Genomic DNA, 15,090 nt, shown 5'->3' on the forward strand with positions numbered 1-15,090 from the left:
CTCGATCCGGCGTTTATGCAGCTCAGGGGTGGTTCTTGCGGGGCGGGGCGGCAACCGGCAGCATGTCGGGAACCGCCCGGAACGTCATGGTTTGGCGCAGGCCGAGGTAATCGCCGTCGAACTGGCTCGCGATGGGCCCATCGACCGAGGTCACCCTCAGGCAAGGGGCGTCGTCGTCGCGGACGAGTTGCTTGTGGGTCCCCTTGGGCCCCTTGGCCAGCAGCTGGCGTACCAGCCGCAGGGTGGGGAACACCTTCATGCCGGTCAGGGCGAAGACCCCCAGGCCCGACTCGAAACTGCACCCCGGGTTGGTCACCATGGGCCGGCTGTTGCTGTAGGTCCACGGGCTCGTGTTGGACACCCACGCGAAGTGCACTCCGGGGATGGGGTCGCGGCCAGGCAGTTCCAGCGTGAGCCTCGGTTCTCGGCGGCTGAAGGCCACCGTGACGGGTATCGCCACGCGCCAGTAGCGCAGCGCGTTGACCTTGACGCCCTTGTCGCGCTGGGCTTCCACAGCGGCCACCACCTCGGCGTCCACGCCCATCCCCGCGTTGATCACCGCCCACCGCTCGCCGCAGTCGATCAGGCTGATCCGCCGCCAGGTCTGATGCCGGCGGTAGTCGTCGAGCAGCTGGATGAGTTGGTTGGTGGCGGCGACCGGATCCGGCGAGATGCCCAACGACCGGGCCAGAACGTTCGCCGAGCCGCCGGGCACCACCGCGACGGCCGGCACCTGGCCCGCGGGAGCGCTGCCGGGGCGGCCGAGCAGCCCGTTGACCGCCCCGCTCACCGTGCCGTCGCCGCCGTGCACGACGACCAGGTCGATTCCGTCCTCGACCGCCTGCTGCGCGATTTCTTGCCCGTGACCCCGATGGGTGGTGTGTTCGACGGTGAGCTCGAGTCGACTTTTGAGGGCGTGCGCCAACAGGTCGCGACCGGCTGCGGTGGTGGAAGTGGCTGTGGGGTTCACGATCAGCACGGCGCGCATGATGCACGAGCTTAGGCGGGGCGATTAAGACCATGCTGGGCAGACGGCGGCCAAACTAAGCTGACGCTGTGACGCCCGCCGCCCCCTCCGCCGTGCGTGCCGCGGGCCTGATTGTCGCGGTGCAGGGTCTGGCCGCGCTGGTGGTGGCGGCGGCGCTGGTGGTGCGGGGGATCGCCGGGGCCGACCAGCGGGTGGTCAACGGCTTGGGCACGGCGCTCTGGTTCATTCTGGTCGGCGCCGTGGTGCTCGCGGCCGGGCGCGCGCTGGTGGTCGGCAGGCGCTGGGGCCGCGGCCTCGCGGTGGTCACCGAGCTGCTCCTGCTGCCCGTGGCCTGGTACCTCGCGGTGGGCTCCCACCAGCCGGCATTCGGCCTTCCCTTGGCCATCCTCGCGCTGGCCGCACTCTTCTTGCTGTTCAGTCCCGCGGCCGTGCGGTGGGCCGCGGGCGGCGATCAGGGCGGGGCCGCCAGCTCGGCCAGCCGCGAGCCGGACAGCCGATAGGTCGTCCACTCCCGCTGCGGCTCGGCGCCGACCCCGTCGTAGAGCGCGACGGCATCGGAGTTCCAGTTCAGCACCGCCCACGACACCCGGGTATAGCCCTTGGCGAGGCATTCTCGCGCCAGCGCCGCCAGCAGCGCGCGGGCCAGCCCGCGGCGCCGAAACCCCGGCCGCACGAAGAGGTCTTCGAGGTAGATGCCCGCCACACCGTCCCAGGTCGAGAAGCTGACGAACCACAACGCCATGGCGCCGATCTGGCCGTCGACTTCGGCGACGTGGCCGTACACGGTGGGTGGATTATCGAAAAGCGCTGTGGAGATTTGCGTTTCGGTCACGGTGCATTGATCGGCGGCGCGTTCGAATTCGGCCAGCGCGTGGATCATTCGCGTAATATCGCCGACGTCTTGCGGGGTGGCGCGGCGGATGTTTTGTCTCATCGGGTGTTTTGTCTCATCGCTCAACTTTCAGCGCGTTCAAAATCGTCGCGAATTTCGTTGTGGTTTCCGCGACTTCGTCGTCGGGGTCGGATTCGGCGACGATGCCGCCGCCGGCGCGGGCGAGGGCGGTGCGGCGGTCCGCCGACAGCTGCGCGCAGCGCAGCGAGACCACCCATCGGCCGTCGCCGCCGGCGTCACACCAGCCCACGGCGCCGGCGTAAAAACCCCGGTCACCCTCCAGCTCGGCGATGAGCTCGACCGCCGCCTTCGTCGGCACCCCGCCGACCGCAGGGGTCGGATGCAACGCCATCGCCAAATCCATTGCGGTGGCGGACGTGTCGCGCAACCGGCCCCTGATCGGCGTGCACAGGTGCCAGACCGCCGCGGTGCGGCTCAGTTGCGGCTCGGGCGCGATCGTCAGGTCGTCGCACAGCGGCTCCAACGCCGCGCGCATGGTGTCGATCACCAGCCGGTGCTCGTGGCGGTCCTTGGCGGAACGGGCCAGCGCGGCCCCGTTGGCGGCGTCGAGTTCGGGGTCGTCGTTGCGCGGCGCCGAACCGGCAAACGGTCGGCACGTAACCACGTCCCCGGAACGCGCGACCAGGAGTTCCGGGCTGGCGCCCACTAGCGCCATGCCGGCGTAGTCGTCACCGGCGGCGGACAGGTCGACGAGATAGCCGTAGGCGGCCGGGTCGGCGGCGACGAGCCGGCGCAGGATGACGCGGGCGTCCAGCGGGCCATCGGCGGCCAACCGCAGCGCGCGGGCCAGCACCACCTTGCTCAGCGAGTTCCCTGGGGAGGCAAGCTCGTCGCGGGCCCGGCTGATCCGGTCGCGGTAGTCGGCCGGCGGCGGCACGGCGTCGGCGACGCGCACGGCGGGGAGCGGGCCCGTCGGCCAGTCGGGCGGGTCCGCAGTCGCGCGCACGGCGCCGGGCACCAGCAACGCCGCCGGTCTTTCCAAGTCGAAAGGTAACGCGCCCAACACTATTGGCGCCGACCCCGACCGCAGCGCCGCCTGCGCCGCGCTCACGTCGCCGTAGCGGGTCCGCACACCCTGGGCGACCAGGGTGCCCGTCGGAGCGCACAGCGCGAACGGTGGTTCGGGCCCCAGATGCTCGGCTCCTCCTCGCGCCGCCGCGCGGCGCGCATCGTCGCCTTGGACGCCGCTCACCCGGGCGCGATCGCCTGCGGCCGGCCGGTCAATCCCAGCGCAGCGAGCTGTCGCCCGCCATGCTCGAAACCGCACACGGCGATGGAGCCGGCGGGCATCCCGAACCGGCTGCCCTCGATGAGCGGCAGCTCCACCCAGCGCGTGATGACCGAACGGGAGAAGTGGCTATGGCCCACGAACACCACGTCGCGCGAGCCCATGTGCTCTAGCGCCAACGCGACGGCCCGGTCGGCGCGGTCGCTGACCTGTGCCACGCTCTCGCCGCCGGGGCAACCGTTCTTCCACACCAGCCAGTCGGGAACCGATTCGCGGATCTGATCGGTCGTCAACCCCTCGTAGTCGCCGTAATCCCATTCGGCGAGCAGGGGAGACACGTCGTCGACGGCGAGGCCGGCCAGCTTGGCAGTGGTCAGGGCGCGTATCCGCGGGCTGCTGATCACCAGCGGGTCAGCGAGTTCCAGTTCACGCAGCACGCCGCCGGCGAACTCGGCCTGCACCCGACCGGTGTCGGTCAGTTCGATGTCGGTTCGGCCCGTGTGCTGGCCAGATTTCGACCATTCGGTCTCGCCGTGGCGCAGCAGTACGAGTCGGTGCTTATCCAGGCCCATGAAGACAGATTCTGCCGCAGACTTGCCGGCCCGTCCCCCTTAGCACCCGGCCCCGAACATGCCAGGATGGGCACTGTGAACGCGCGGCGATGACGCAGAGCCGAGCGATGAGGGGAGCGGCGCTTGTGACTACCAAGACCCGGGTACTGGCGGTGGCCAACCAGAAGGGCGGCGTAGCCAAGACGACGACGGTTGCCTCGCTGGGTGCGGCGATGGTGGACGAGGGTCGGCGCGTGCTGCTCGTCGACCTCGACCCGCAGGGCTGTTTGACCTTTTCGCTCGGCCAAGACCCCGACAAGCTGCCCGTGTCCGTCCACGAGGTTCTGCTCGGCGAGGTCGAGCCCAACGCGGCGCTGGTCGACACGATGGAGGGAATGACGCTGCTGCCGGCCAACATCGACCTTGCCGGCGCCGAGGCGATGCTCTTGATGCGGGCCGGCCGCGAATATGCGCTCAAACGCGCGCTGGCCAAGCTCTCCGATCAGTTCGACGTCGTCGTCATCGACTGCCCGCCGTCACTAGGTGTGCTCACCCTCAACGGCCTGACGGCCGCCGACGAGGTCATCGTGCCGCTGCAGTGCGAGACGCTGGCGCACCGCGGCGTCGGCCAGTTCCTGCGCACGGTCGCCGATGTCCAGCAGATCACCAACCCGGAGCTGCGGATGCTGGGCGCCCTACCGACGCTGTACGACTCGCGCACCACCCACACCCGCGACGTGCTGCTCGACGTCGCCGACCGGTACGGCATGCCGGTGCTCGCCCCACCGATCCCGCGGACAGTGCGCTTCGCCGAGGCCAGCGCCTCGGGGGCGTCGGTGATGTCCGGGCGCAAGAACAAGGGTTCGTCGGCCTACGGCGAGCTGGCGAAGGCCTTGCTCAAGCACTGGAAAACCGGCAAACCGCTGCCGACCTTCGCCGTCGAGGTTTAGCGACGATCGCCAGCGCGGCGCGGCCGGGCGCAGCGGGTCGTCGCCGTCGAGGTTTAGAGACGATCGCCATCGCGGCGCAGCCGGGTGCAGCGGGTCGTCGCCGTGAGTTAGCCGTTTGAGTGTGCGGTGACGGCTTTGAGTGTGCAGTGACGGTGCCCGCGATCGGCGTGTCGCCGCCCTGAGCGCACACACAAGAAAGCTCTTAGCCCAACGCCGCCACGGTATCGCCGCGCTGCTCGAACACCCTGGTCCCAGACACCGCCGGGATCACCGCCGACCTGGTCGGCGCCCGGTTCACCGGGATGTAGCGCTCGCTGGAGCCGCTGACCGGGTCGTAGACGCCGATCGCGCCGGTGACCGGCACCAGCAGCCGGCCCGCCATCATCACGCCCGGCCCCAACGGCGCGGTCGTCTCGCCCGCGGCGATGGTGTAGCGCGGCGTCAGGCTGTTCGCCTCGAAGACCATGACCGAATCGCCGGTCCACCAGGTCACCAGATTGCCCGTCTGCGACACCGCCGCCGATCCCGACGGCGGCTTGGGCAGCAGCGTGCTCGACACGGTGGTGCCGCTGTCATCGATGATCTCGACCCTGGGCCGTGGTGACGGCAGATACACCGCGGTCTTGTTCTCCCAGACGGTCAGCACGCGGGCACCCGAATCGGGCCCGATCCCGGGTTCGGCCACGACCTGCTGCTGGGGTTCGTCGTCCTCCTTGCCCGGGCGCAGCAGGACGAGCCGCAGGTCTGCCTGGGCCGCGCAGCTCTCGAGCACCGAGACCGCCGACGAGCTGGCCGCCGCCGAGACCAGCCGGCAGCCCGAGTGCAGTCCCCGCGCAGACGGTTTGACCCGGGCGTCGGTCTCGCCGTAGGCGAGCGTGCGGACCATGTCCGAGCGCCACAGTTCCAGCCGCGTGTCGCCGGCCGACAACACCGTCGTCCCGTCGGAGGACAGGCGCACGCTCGGGTCGGCGTAGCTGCTGCGGGCCGCCCCACGCCGGCCGGTGGCCCCGTCGAGGCTGCTGACCTGCCCGCATCCGCGGTCGTCCTTGTAGACCGCGACGGCGTAGTGGTAGACCCACGACACCCCGCACAGGTCGCTGTCGCGGGCGTAGCTCCACCGGGACTGACCAGTGCCCGGATCGCGTCCGTCGACCTGGCGGCCGTCGCCGGTGGCGACGGTTCCGCTCACTAGGACGGGCGCGGTGGTGGCGGGGCTCCTGGCGGTCCACAGCTGCTTCAGCGTGGCCGGCACGTCCCGCGCCGGAGTCGGGGCGGGCGCCGGGGTGGCGGCGGGCCGGCTGATGGTGGCCCGGGCGTCGCTGGTCCACCAGATCAGCGACGCGGTTGCGGCGACGACGACCGCGATCGCAGCGGCGGCCACGATGTCGCCCTTGGTCCGGCGCTCCGGTCTGACCATGCCTCGGCGCGGCGCCTAGTTGGCGTGCGCGGTGGCGGTGGCTTCGGTCGGCTTGCGGCGCCGACGACGGCGCCGGCTGGTTGCGGGGTCGCTGGCCGGCGCCTCGGCGGCTGGCTCGCCGCCGGAGCCATTGGTGGCCGCGCCGCCGGCGGAACGTCCGGTGGCGGGTTGGCCCCCGCGGGTGCGGCGCCGGGGTGCGCGGGAGCGCTTGCGGGCGGTCTCCGACCCCTCGCCGCCAACCGTGCCGTCGCGTTCGGGGTCGCGGCGCTTGACCGGCGACTTGCGCGGCACGCCGACCTTGCCCCCGGCCTCGGCGGGGATGCCCAGCTCGGCGTACAGGTGCGGCGAGTTCGAGTAGGTCTCGGCCGGCTCGGGGGACTCGAGACCCAGCGCCTTGTTGATCAGCGTCCATCGGTGTAGCTCGTCCCAGTCGACGAGCGTGACCGCGACGCCCGTCTTGCCCGCGCGGCCGGTGCGCCCGATGCGGTGCACGTACGCCTGTTCGTCCTCGGGAATCTGGTAGTTGACGACGTGCGTGACGTCGTCGATGTCGATGCCGCGGGCGGCCACGTCGGTGGCCACAAGCACGTCGATGTCGCCGGTGCGGAACGCCTTGAGCGCCTTCTCGCGGGCGACCTGATTCAGATCGCCGTGCACGGCGCCGACCTTGAAACCCCGCTCGGACAGCTCGTCGGCGACCTTCTGGGCGGTGCGCTTGGTCCGGGTGAAGATCATGGTCGCGCCGCGGCTCTCGGCCTGCAGCACGCGGCTGACCAGTTCGATCTTGTCCAGCGCGTGGGCGCGGTAGACGAACTGCTCGGTGGTGTCGTGCACGGCCAGGGAATGCGGCGCCTCGGCCCGGATGTGGGTCGGTTGGTTCATGAACGTGCGGGCCAGCGTGATGATCGGCCCCGGCATGGTTGCCGAGAACAGCATCGCCTGCCGGTCGGCGGGGATCTGACGCAGGATGCGCTCGATGTCGGGGAGGAAGCCGAGGTCGAGCATCTCGTCAGCCTCGTCGAGCACCAGCATCGACAGCCCGCCCAGCTGCAGGTGGCCCTGTTGGCAGAGGTCGAGCAGCCGGCCGGGGGTGCCCACCACGACGTCGGCGCCGGCGCGCAGCGCGTCGATCTGCGGCTCGTAGGCCCGCCCGCCGTAGATGGACACCACCGACACGGGTCGGCCATCGTCGGTGGTCAGGTATTTGGCCGCGGTGGCCAGGTCGCCGGTCACCTGCAAGCACAGCTCGCGGGTGGGCACGACGACCAGGGCCCGTGGCGCTCCGGTGAGCGGCCTGGCGTCGGCGCCGGCGGTGATGCGCTGCAGCAGCGGCACGCCGAAGGCGAACGTCTTGCCCATGCCGGTACGGGCCTGGCCGATCACGTCGTCGCCGGCGAGCGCCAGCGGCAGGGTCAGTTCCTGGATAGCAAAGGGGCTTTCGATGCCCTGTTCGGCCAGGGCGCGGACGATTTCGTCGCGAACGCCGAGTTCGGCGAAGGTTGGTTTGGGGGCTAGTTCAGTTGTACTGGTGGGTGTGGTCATACGTGGGTGACAAGCCTTTCGGTGACGGTATCGGTGTCATGTCGGTGTTTCTCTGTCGCGGTCACGCGCGCACGAGTTCCGACTCCGATACGTCGCCGAGTCGCGGCCGCTGCCCAGTCTGAACGGGCTCGGGCCAGCTGTGCACGCACATTTCGCCGGCGCTGGCGGTAAGGAAATACAGCCATTGCCTACCTGCATGATAGCTGGTCGACAGCTGGCGCCAATTTTGTGCTAATTCCGCCGACTAGAGTGTTGCCATGAGCTCGCCCTCCTCCGCCGACCAGGTGGACCATTCGACCACCTCACGGCTGTCGGCAGATCATCCGGGCGTCAACGAACTGTTCGCCGTGCTGGCGTACGGCGAGATCGCCGCGTTCTACCGGCTCACCGACGAGGCCCGGATGGCGCCCGACCTACGCGGACGGATCTCGATGGCCAGCATGGCGGCCGCCGAGATGCAGCACTACGAGCTGCTGCGCGACGCGCTGGAAAGCCGTGGCGTGGACGTTGTTTCGGCGATGTCGAAGTACGTTTCGGCGCTGGAGAACTACCACCGGTTGACCATGCCGAGTACGTGGCTGGAAGCTTTGGTGAAGACTTACGTCGGCGACGCCCTGGCCGCCGACCTGTACCTGGAAATCGCCGACGGGCTCCCCGACGAGGTCGCCGACGTGGTGCGGGCGGCGCTATCGGAGACCGGGCACTCCCAGTTCGTCGTCGCCGAGGTGCGCGCCGCCGTGACCGCCAGCGGCAAGCAGCGCAGCCGGCTGGCGCTGTGGTCTCGTCGCCTGTTCGGCGAGGCGATCACCCAGGCCCAGTACGTGCTGGCCGAACACGACGAGCTCGTCGACCTGGTGGCATCCGGCCCGGGTGGCCTGGGGCAGCTCACCGCGTTCTTCGACAATCTGCAGCAGACGCACGACCGGCGGATGCGCGAGCTCGGCCTGAGCTGAAACCTAGCGGGTACAGGTGGCCATCGCGCCGTTGTTGGCCGACGCCACCACCGCCTGCCCGGCGGCGTTGACGATCGCGCAATTGAGCCGGCCGTAGAAGCTGGTGGCGATCACCGACTCGGTCTGCACGCCCGGGTTCAGCACGACCACCTTCGACCAGGGCAGCGACACGTTGAACTCGGTCTGCGGGTAGCCCCGGGCGTCGGTGTAAGCCACGGTGACCAGGTCCAGCAGCTGCTTGGTCCCGGTCACGGTGTAGATCACGGTGCGCGGGTTCAGCGCGGGCTGGGGCGGCGCGACCGTGGGGGCCGGCGCGGCCGTGGGCGCCGGTGACAGGCCGGGCGGCGCGAGGGGCGGCGTCACCGTGGTGAACGTCTCGGACGGCAGTTGGGCCGCGGATGTGCTGGGCCACGCGCTGGGCGGGGGCATGTGCGTTGAGGTCTTCGGTGTTGGCGGCGCGGTGGTCAGCGTTCGTGGGGCCGGCCCCACCGTCGCCTTGGTCGAGGCACTGTCGCCGCTGTTGATGATCACGGCGGTCGCGACGGCGCCGACCGCGACCACGGCGCCCACAAACGCCACGAGCGGGCGCCAGCGACTGTCGGCCGGCCAGGCGAGCTCGCCGTAGCCGTCGATCCCGGAATCGGCTCCGTCTGCGTCATAGCCCTCGTCGGGGTAGTCGGGGACTTCGCCGCGAACTAGGCCGAGGGGCTCGGTGACCATGTTTCTGATGGTGCCGATGTTACCGATGGGACATGGTGGCGACCGGCCGTCGCGGGCCAGGTTGGCCCAGCTGAAAGCCAATCGTTATGTTGCGACCCGACCGCGTTCGCTTACCGCGAAGCGCGCGACGGGCCCGGGGCGCACTGCCCGCCGGAAGCGTCCACTAGCCTGCTGCTGACACGTCTGCGACGGCATTACCAACGGAAGGGGCGACCGTGGAGGTCAAGATCGGGATCACGGACAGTCCGCGCGAGCTGGTCTTAGCCAGTGCGCAGACGCCCGCTGAAGTGGAAGAACTCGTCACGTCCGCGCTGCGGGAAGGATCGGACCTGGTGAGCCTGACCGACGAGCGCGGCCGCCGCTTCCTGATACAGACCGGGAAGATCGCCTATGTCGAGATCGGCGCCGCCGACGCGCGCCGGGTGGGCTTCGGGATCGGCGCGGAGGCCGCCCGGCTCGCCGGGAAGGTCGCTAAGAACGAGTGAGCGGCACGTGTGACAGCCCGCCCCAGGCGAACTGAACGGTGCCGTCGACGGCGTCGGCCTTGGAAATCGGACGGTCGGAGTCCAGCCAGTACCGGGCGCAGTCGACGCTGATCCCGACCAGTCCCACCGCGATCATCCGGGCGCGGTGCGGGTCCAGGCCCGAATCGGCGCTGATCAGCGCGAACACGGCGTCGATGCACGATTCGGTGGCGACCCGGACCTGCGCGGCGACCTCGGGTTCGGTGACGTAGTCGTTTTCGAAGATCAGCCGGTAACCCTGGCTGTCGTGCTCGATGAAGTCGAAGAACGCCTGGACCGCGGAGTGCAACCGCTGCCGGTTGTCGGTGGTGGCCCGCAATGCCTGCTGAACGCCGGAGACCAGGTTCTCCACGTGCCGCTGCAGCACCGCCAAGTACAGCTCAAGCTTGCTCGAAAAGTGTTGATATAGAACGGGTTTGCTAACCCCCGCCCGATCGGCGATCTCGTCCATGCCGGCCGCGTGGTAGCCGTGGTCGACGAAGACATCGCTGGCGACGATCAGCAATTGGCCGCGACGTTCGTCCCGGGGCAACCGGTTGCCGCGCCGGTTGGCGGCGGCCACGCCGTCCCCCGGCCGGCTGCGGTCAGCCGATCTGACGGCACGTCGTGCCGCCGCCTTGGCGAGATCGCTCATCGAGTCCTCATCTGATCGTGGCAACTGGCCTCGGACACCGCCGGGGCCAGCTGCGCGCGGCTCATCGGAACGACATTACTACCCGTGACCCGTTCGCGATTGTCATCGCCACCATCGCCGCTGGCAGAAACGGTGTCGCCCCCTTCGTTCGGGCGCGCCCAGGGCGGCCGCGGTCTCGGCTGTGCAATCCTGGGGAAATGACGTCCCAGCGGCCCGTGCGTGGCACCGGTCGAGTGCCGGTGCTGCGCGACGAGTGGCGAGAACCGCTTCGGGCGCTGCGCGATCCGATCGCGCGGGACGCGGGCCGGCCCCGCTCCGAGCGGGACCGGGCGCGCCAATGGCGTAAACAAACCTGGCTGGGCCGGTTCGTATCCACCTACGGCTGGCGCGCGTACGCGCTGCCCGCCCTGGTCGTGCTCACCGGACTGGTCATCTACCAGACGGTGACGGGCACCGGCGCGCCCAAACGGACTGCGACGCAGCAAATCCAGGGTCCGCCGGACATCGGCGCGGTGGGCACGGCGATCATCGACGCACCGCCGCGCGGGCTCGCCGCGTTCGACGCGAACCTGCCGGCCGGGACGCTGCCGGACGGCGGGCCCTTCACCGAGGCGGGCGAAAAGAGTTGGCACCTCGTGCCCGGCGCGACGCCGCAGGTGGGTCAGGGCACCGCCAAGGTGTTCCGGTACACCGTCGAGGTGGAGAACGGCATCGACGCCGCCATGTTCGGCGGCGACAACGCCTTTGCCGAGATGGTCGACCAGACGCTGGCCAATCCCAAGGGCTGGACGCACAACCCGCAATTCGCGTTTGTGCGCATCGACGGAACTAATGGAGCCAAGCCCGACTTCCGGATCTCGCTGGTTTCCCCGGTCACGGTGCGCGACGGCTGCGGCTACGAATTCCGGCTGGAAACCTCCTGCTACAACCCGGTATACGGGGCCGACCGGCAGGCGCGGGTGTTCATCAACGAGGCGCGCTGGGTGCGCGGAGCGGTGCCGTTCGAAGGCGACGTGGGTTCCTATCGCCAGTATGTGATCGACCACGAGGTCGGCCACGCCATCGGGTATGTCCGCCACGAACCCTGCGAGCAGCAGGGCGGGCTGGCGCCGGTGATGATGCAACAGACCTTCTCCACGTCGAACGACGACGCCGCCAAGTTTGACCCCGATTTCGTCAAGGCCGACGGCAAAGTGTGCCGGTTCAACCCCTGGCCGTACCCGATCGCCTAGCCGTCGCCGGCCCGCGGGAAGCAACGCGGGTAGTGGGGGTGTTGATCTCATTGCCGTCGTTTACGACAACTGCTGTGATGGTGGTTGGACGCCGCCAGAGCCTGAATCGCGAAGCTAACCGAGGAGATGTTCGGTGTCGACATCACTGCGACCACTAGTCGAGCCCGCAGCCCAGCTGAGCCGCGATGAGGTGGCCCGCTACAGCCGCCACCTGATCATCCCCGACGTGGGGGTCGACGGTCAGAAGCGGCTCAAGAACGCCCGGGTGTTGGTGATCGGCGCCGGCGGGCTCGGCGCGCCGGCGCTGCTGTACCTGGCCGCGGCCGGCGTCGGCACCATCGGCATCGTCGACTTCGACGTCGTCGACGAATCCAACCTGCAGCGTCAGATCATCCACGGGGTGGCCGACGTCGGACGGTCCAAGGCCCGGTCGGCGCGCGACTCGATCGCGGCGATCAACCCGCTGGTCGACGTGCGGCTGCACGAGTTCCGGCTGGATCGCGGCAACGCCGTCGAGCTGTTCGGGCAGTACGACCTGATCGTCGACGGCACCGACAACTTCGCCACCCGGTATCTGGTCAACGACGCCGCGGTGCTGGCCGGCAAGCCGTACGTCTGGGGATCGATCTACCGGTTCGAGGGCCAGGTCTCGGTGTTCTGGGAGGACGCCCCGGGCGGGCGCGGCCTGAACTACCGCGACCTCTACCCCGAACCGCCGCCGGCCGGCATGGTGCCGTCGTGCGCCGAGGGCGGCGTCCTGGGCATCATCTGCGCCTCGATCGCGTCGGTGATGGGCACCGAGGCGCTCAAGCTGATCACCGGGATCGGCGAACCGCTGCTCGGCCGGTTGATGATCTACGACGCGCTGGAGATGAGCTACCGCACCATCAGGATCCGCAAGGACCCCTCCACGCCGAAGATCACCGAACTGATCGACTACGAGGAATTCTGCGGCGTGGTGTCCGAAGACGCCACCGAGGCGGCCAGCGGTTCGACGATCACGCCGCGGGAGCTGCGGGAGTTGCTGGACTCGGGCAAGAAGTTGGCCCTGATCGACGTCCGCGAGCCCGTGGAGTGGGACATCAATCATATTGATGGCGCCCAGCTGATCCCGAAGTCGCTGATCAGCTCGGGCGAGGGCCTGGCCAAGCTGCCGCACGACCGCAAGGCGGTGCTGTATTGCAAGACCGGCGTGCGTTCGGCCGAGGCGCTGGCCGAGGTCAAGAAGGCCGGATTCGCCGATGCCGTGCATTTGCAGGGCGGGATCGTGGCCTGGGCCAAACAGATGCAGCCCGACATGGTCATGTACTGACCCGGTAGGCCCGCCTTATATGGCGGCGACCCGCCGCGCCCGGCTTCGCCGCGCTTGCGATCGCCGCGGGAGCGCTCGTTTAGGCTACGCGTGTGACAGTCGAGCCACCGCCGGAGCATGTGCTGGCGGCGTTCGGTTTGACCGGTGTCAAGCCCGTGGCCCTGGGCGCCAGCTGGGAGGGCGGCTGGCGGTGCGGCGAAGTCGTCTTGTCGATCGTGGCGGACCACGCCCGCGCGGCCTGGTCGGCCCGGGTGCGTGAGACGTTGTTTGTCGACGGTGTGCGGCTGGCCCGGCCCGTTCGCTCGACCGACGGGCGCTACGTGGTGTCGGGGTGGCGGGCGGACACGTTCGTCGCCGGCACGCCGGAGCCCAGGCATGACGAGGTCGTCTCGGCCGCGGTGCGGCTACACGAGGCGACCGGCAAGCTGGAACGCCCCCGATTCCTGACCCAGGGGCCCACCGCTCCGTGGAGCGACGTCGATGTCTTCATCGCCGCGGACCGCGCCGCGTGGGAGGAACGGCCGTTGGCGTCGGTGCCGCCTGGCGCGCGGACGGCGCCCCCGTCGGCGGACGCCCAGCGATCGATCGAGCTGATCAACCAGCTCGCCACGTTGCGCAGGCCGACCAAGAGCCCCAACCAGCTGGTGCACGGGGACCTTTATGGGACAGTGCTTTTCATCGGCACCGCGGCGCCGGGAATCACCGACATCACGCCGTACTGGCGGCCCGCGTCGTGGGCCGCTGGCGTGGCCGTCGTCGACGCGCTCTCCTGGGGCGACGCGGACGACGGGCTTATCGAGCGCTGGAACGCCCTGCCGGAGTGGCCGCAGATGTTGTTGCGCGCGTTGATGTTTCGGCTGGCTGTCCACGCCCTGCACCCGCGGTCGACCGCCGAGGCGTTCCCCGGCCTGGCCCGCACCGCCGCGCTTGTCCGGCTGGTGCTCTAGCCCAGCCGCGTGGCGACCCGCTGCGCCCGGCTTCGCCGCGCTGGCGATCGCCACTAACTCCAGCCGCGTGGCGACCCGCTGCGCCCGGCTTCGCCGCGCTTGCGATCGCCACTAACTCCCGGCCGGGAACTCGTAGCGCGCCTCGGCCAGGGCGATCCGACCGTCGACCGCGAGGACGCCCTCGGCGCGCAGCAATTCCAGCTGCCGGGTGGTCAGGTGTTGCGCGGGGCGCCCCGACGCGGTGATCACGCGGTGCCAGGGCAGGTCGGAGGAGTCGGTCCGCATGATCCATCCGACGATGCGCGGGCTGGAAAGCCCTGCGACGGCGGCGATGTCGCCGTAGGTGGCGACGCGCCCGGATGGGATGGCCGCGACCAGCGACCGCACCCGCTCGACCTGCTCATCGGTCACCGGCGCCACGGGTCAGCCGGCCTCCAGGAGCTCGCGGATCAACGCCGCGACTTCGGTGGGCTTGGCGCTGGGCACCATGTGGTTGCAGTCGAAATCCAGCAGCGCGAAATCGGCTCCCAGGCGTTGTTGTAGCCCTGCGATCAGCCGGTCGCTGACGTACGGCGGCGAGGTCTGCTTTGCGCGCACCAACGTCGTCGCCGTTCCGGCCGGCGGCAGCACGATGTCGCGGGCCAACTCGCTCCAGTACGCCATCATCGCCGGCAGGCTGACCCGCCAGCCGTACCGCCCGTTCGGCAACTCGATCAGATGCTCGTCGATCTCGGCCGCGAGTAGCGCGTAATCCACGTCTGCCCACGATCCGGTCGCCTTCTCCACCCGGGCTTCCTCGGGGTCCGGGTAGTCGGGGGAGGAAAACATGCCCTGGGCGATGTCGCGCATCCGGCCGCCGTCCAACCCGACGGCCGGATCGAGCAGCAGCAGGGCCGCCACGCGGTCCGGGCGGGACGCGGCCAGATTCATCGCCAGCGCGCCGCCGAACGAGTGCCCAACCACCAGCACCGGCGCGTCGGCCTCGGCGTCGAGCAGCGCGCCCAACGCCGCGACGTTGGCGTCGATCGTCCACGGCGCGGCCCACGACGACCTTCCGTGACCCAGCAAATCCGGTGCGGCGATGGCGATTTCGGGCAGGTAGCCAGACAGGTTTCGCCACCGGCCCCCGTAACCGGTCAGCCCGTGAATGGCGAGCATCCGCACCGGACCGGCCGGACC

The 15,090-nt window shown here is 69.9% G+C and carries 17 protein-coding genes and 1 pseudogene; 7 read left to right on the plus strand and 11 right to left on the minus strand.

The features are described 5' to 3' along the window. Window positions 1–22 precede the first annotated feature (22 nt). On the minus strand, window positions 23–988 hold the full coding sequence (locus A5764_RS02855) for a diacylglycerol kinase family protein (protein ID WP_067108213.1): 966 nt from the start codon (window positions 986–988) through the stop codon (window positions 23–25). Window positions 989–1,056: 68 nt separating this feature from the next. On the opposite strand from A5764_RS02855, the gene A5764_RS02860 reads away from it, so the two are divergent. Then, window positions 1,057–1,488 carry a hypothetical protein gene (locus A5764_RS02860; RefSeq protein ID WP_067108215.1) on the plus strand — a complete coding sequence of 144 codons (432 nt, stop codon included), beginning with the start codon at window positions 1,057–1,059 and terminating at the stop codon, window positions 1,486–1,488. Here A5764_RS02860 and A5764_RS02865 read toward each other — a convergent pair. From A5764_RS02865 to A5764_RS02875, 3 genes are read right to left on the minus strand one after another with little or no spacing between them, the layout of a single operon-like run. Then, on the minus strand, window positions 1,440–1,922 hold the full coding sequence (locus A5764_RS02865; RefSeq protein WP_067108217.1) for a GNAT family N-acetyltransferase: 483 nt from the start codon (window positions 1,920–1,922) through the stop codon (window positions 1,440–1,442). The genes A5764_RS02860 and A5764_RS02865 overlap by 49 nt on opposite strands. A gap of 13 nt (window positions 1,923–1,935) precedes the next feature. Then, a complete protein-coding gene (locus tag A5764_RS02870) occupies window positions 1,936–3,033 on the minus strand; it encodes an isochorismate synthase MenF (RefSeq protein WP_067108724.1) in 1,098 nt (365 codons plus the stop codon). A gap of 56 nt (window positions 3,034–3,089) precedes the next feature. Beyond that, on the minus strand, window positions 3,090–3,701 hold the full coding sequence (locus tag A5764_RS02875; protein ID WP_067108220.1) for an acid phosphatase: 612 nt from the start codon (window positions 3,699–3,701) through the stop codon (window positions 3,090–3,092). 125 nt (window positions 3,702–3,826) lie between these two features. Between A5764_RS02875 and A5764_RS02880 the strand changes: the two genes are divergently transcribed. Further along, window positions 3,827–4,630, plus strand: coding sequence for a ParA family protein (locus tag A5764_RS02880; RefSeq protein ID WP_231989582.1), 804 nt, complete (start codon window positions 3,827–3,829; stop codon window positions 4,628–4,630). A gap of 202 nt (window positions 4,631–4,832) precedes the next feature. On the opposite strand, the gene A5764_RS02885 is transcribed toward A5764_RS02880, so the two are convergent. Together A5764_RS02885 and A5764_RS02890 are read right to left on the minus strand one after the other, a co-directional pair. Continuing rightward, window positions 4,833–6,047: a hypothetical protein gene (locus A5764_RS02885; protein ID WP_067108226.1), complete on the minus strand. Its 1,215-nt coding sequence runs from the start codon at window positions 6,045–6,047 to the stop codon at window positions 4,833–4,835. 15 nt (window positions 6,048–6,062) lie between these two features. Continuing rightward, complete coding sequence (locus tag A5764_RS02890; protein ID WP_067108229.1) at window positions 6,063–7,589, minus strand: DEAD/DEAH box helicase; 1,527 nt, start codon at window positions 7,587–7,589, stop codon at window positions 6,063–6,065. A gap of 257 nt (window positions 7,590–7,846) precedes the next feature. On the opposite strand from A5764_RS02890, the gene A5764_RS02895 reads away from it, so the two are divergent. Further along, a complete protein-coding gene (locus A5764_RS02895; RefSeq protein ID WP_067108233.1) occupies window positions 7,847–8,542 on the plus strand; it encodes a ferritin-like fold-containing protein in 696 nt (231 codons plus the stop codon). 3 nt (window positions 8,543–8,545) lie between these two features. On the opposite strand, the gene A5764_RS02900 is transcribed toward A5764_RS02895, so the two are convergent. After that, window positions 8,546–9,262, minus strand: a complete 717-nt coding sequence (locus tag A5764_RS02900; RefSeq protein WP_082951464.1) for an MmpS family transport accessory protein — start codon at window positions 9,260–9,262, stop codon at window positions 8,546–8,548. 215 nt (window positions 9,263–9,477) lie between these two features. Here A5764_RS02900 and A5764_RS02905 point away from each other — a divergent pair, with 215 nt between their 5' ends. After that, the gene (locus tag A5764_RS02905; RefSeq protein ID WP_067108242.1) at window positions 9,478–9,747 is read left to right on the plus strand and encodes a DUF3107 domain-containing protein; all 270 of its coding nucleotides are present in this window, start codon (window positions 9,478–9,480) and stop codon (window positions 9,745–9,747) included. On the opposite strand, the gene A5764_RS02910 is transcribed toward A5764_RS02905, so the two are convergent. Next, complete coding sequence (locus A5764_RS02910) at window positions 9,734–10,420, minus strand: TetR/AcrR family transcriptional regulator (protein ID WP_067108245.1); 687 nt, start codon at window positions 10,418–10,420, stop codon at window positions 9,734–9,736. The two genes, A5764_RS02905 and A5764_RS02910, sit on opposite strands and share 14 nt — an antisense overlap. Window positions 10,421–10,617: 197 nt before the next feature. Here A5764_RS02910 and A5764_RS02915 point away from each other — a divergent pair, with 197 nt between their 5' ends. The 3 genes from A5764_RS02915 to A5764_RS02925 all read left to right on the plus strand — a co-directional run bounded on the left by A5764_RS02915 (window position 10,618) and on the right by A5764_RS02925 (window position 13,911). Next, on the plus strand, window positions 10,618–11,652 hold the full coding sequence (locus A5764_RS02915) for a DUF3152 domain-containing protein (RefSeq protein WP_082951442.1): 1,035 nt from the start codon (window positions 10,618–10,620) through the stop codon (window positions 11,650–11,652). A 133-nt stretch (window positions 11,653–11,785) separates the two neighbouring features. Then, a complete protein-coding gene (gene moeZ / locus A5764_RS02920; RefSeq protein ID WP_067108250.1) occupies window positions 11,786–12,964 on the plus strand; it encodes an adenylyltransferase/sulfurtransferase MoeZ in 1,179 nt (392 codons plus the stop codon). Between the two features lie 92 nt (window positions 12,965–13,056). Further along, complete coding sequence (locus tag A5764_RS02925) at window positions 13,057–13,911, plus strand: TIGR02569 family protein (RefSeq protein ID WP_067108253.1); 855 nt, start codon at window positions 13,057–13,059, stop codon at window positions 13,909–13,911. On the opposite strand, the pseudogene A5764_RS29970 reads toward A5764_RS02925, so the two are convergent. The 3 genes and pseudogenes from A5764_RS29970 to A5764_RS02935 form a co-directional block, all read right to left on the minus strand. Further along, window positions 13,906–14,004 (minus strand): annotated as a pseudogene (locus tag A5764_RS29970) (hypothetical protein); the annotation flags it as partial. The gene A5764_RS02925 and the pseudogene A5764_RS29970 sit on opposite strands and share 6 nt — an antisense overlap. A gap of 18 nt (window positions 14,005–14,022) precedes the next feature. Continuing rightward, window positions 14,023–14,331, minus strand: a complete 309-nt coding sequence (locus tag A5764_RS02930) for an MGMT family protein (protein ID WP_067108256.1) — start codon at window positions 14,329–14,331, stop codon at window positions 14,023–14,025. Window positions 14,332–14,334: 3 nt separating this feature from the next. Next, window positions 14,335–15,069 carry an alpha/beta fold hydrolase gene (locus A5764_RS02935; RefSeq protein ID WP_067108725.1) on the minus strand — a complete coding sequence of 245 codons (735 nt, stop codon included), beginning with the start codon at window positions 15,067–15,069 and terminating at the stop codon, window positions 14,335–14,337. Window positions 15,070–15,090 lie beyond the last annotated feature (21 nt).

The organism is Mycobacterium sp. 852002-51057_SCH5723018 (assembly GCF_001667035.1).
Taxonomy (GTDB): Bacteria; Actinomycetota; Actinomycetes; order Mycobacteriales; family Mycobacteriaceae; genus Mycobacterium.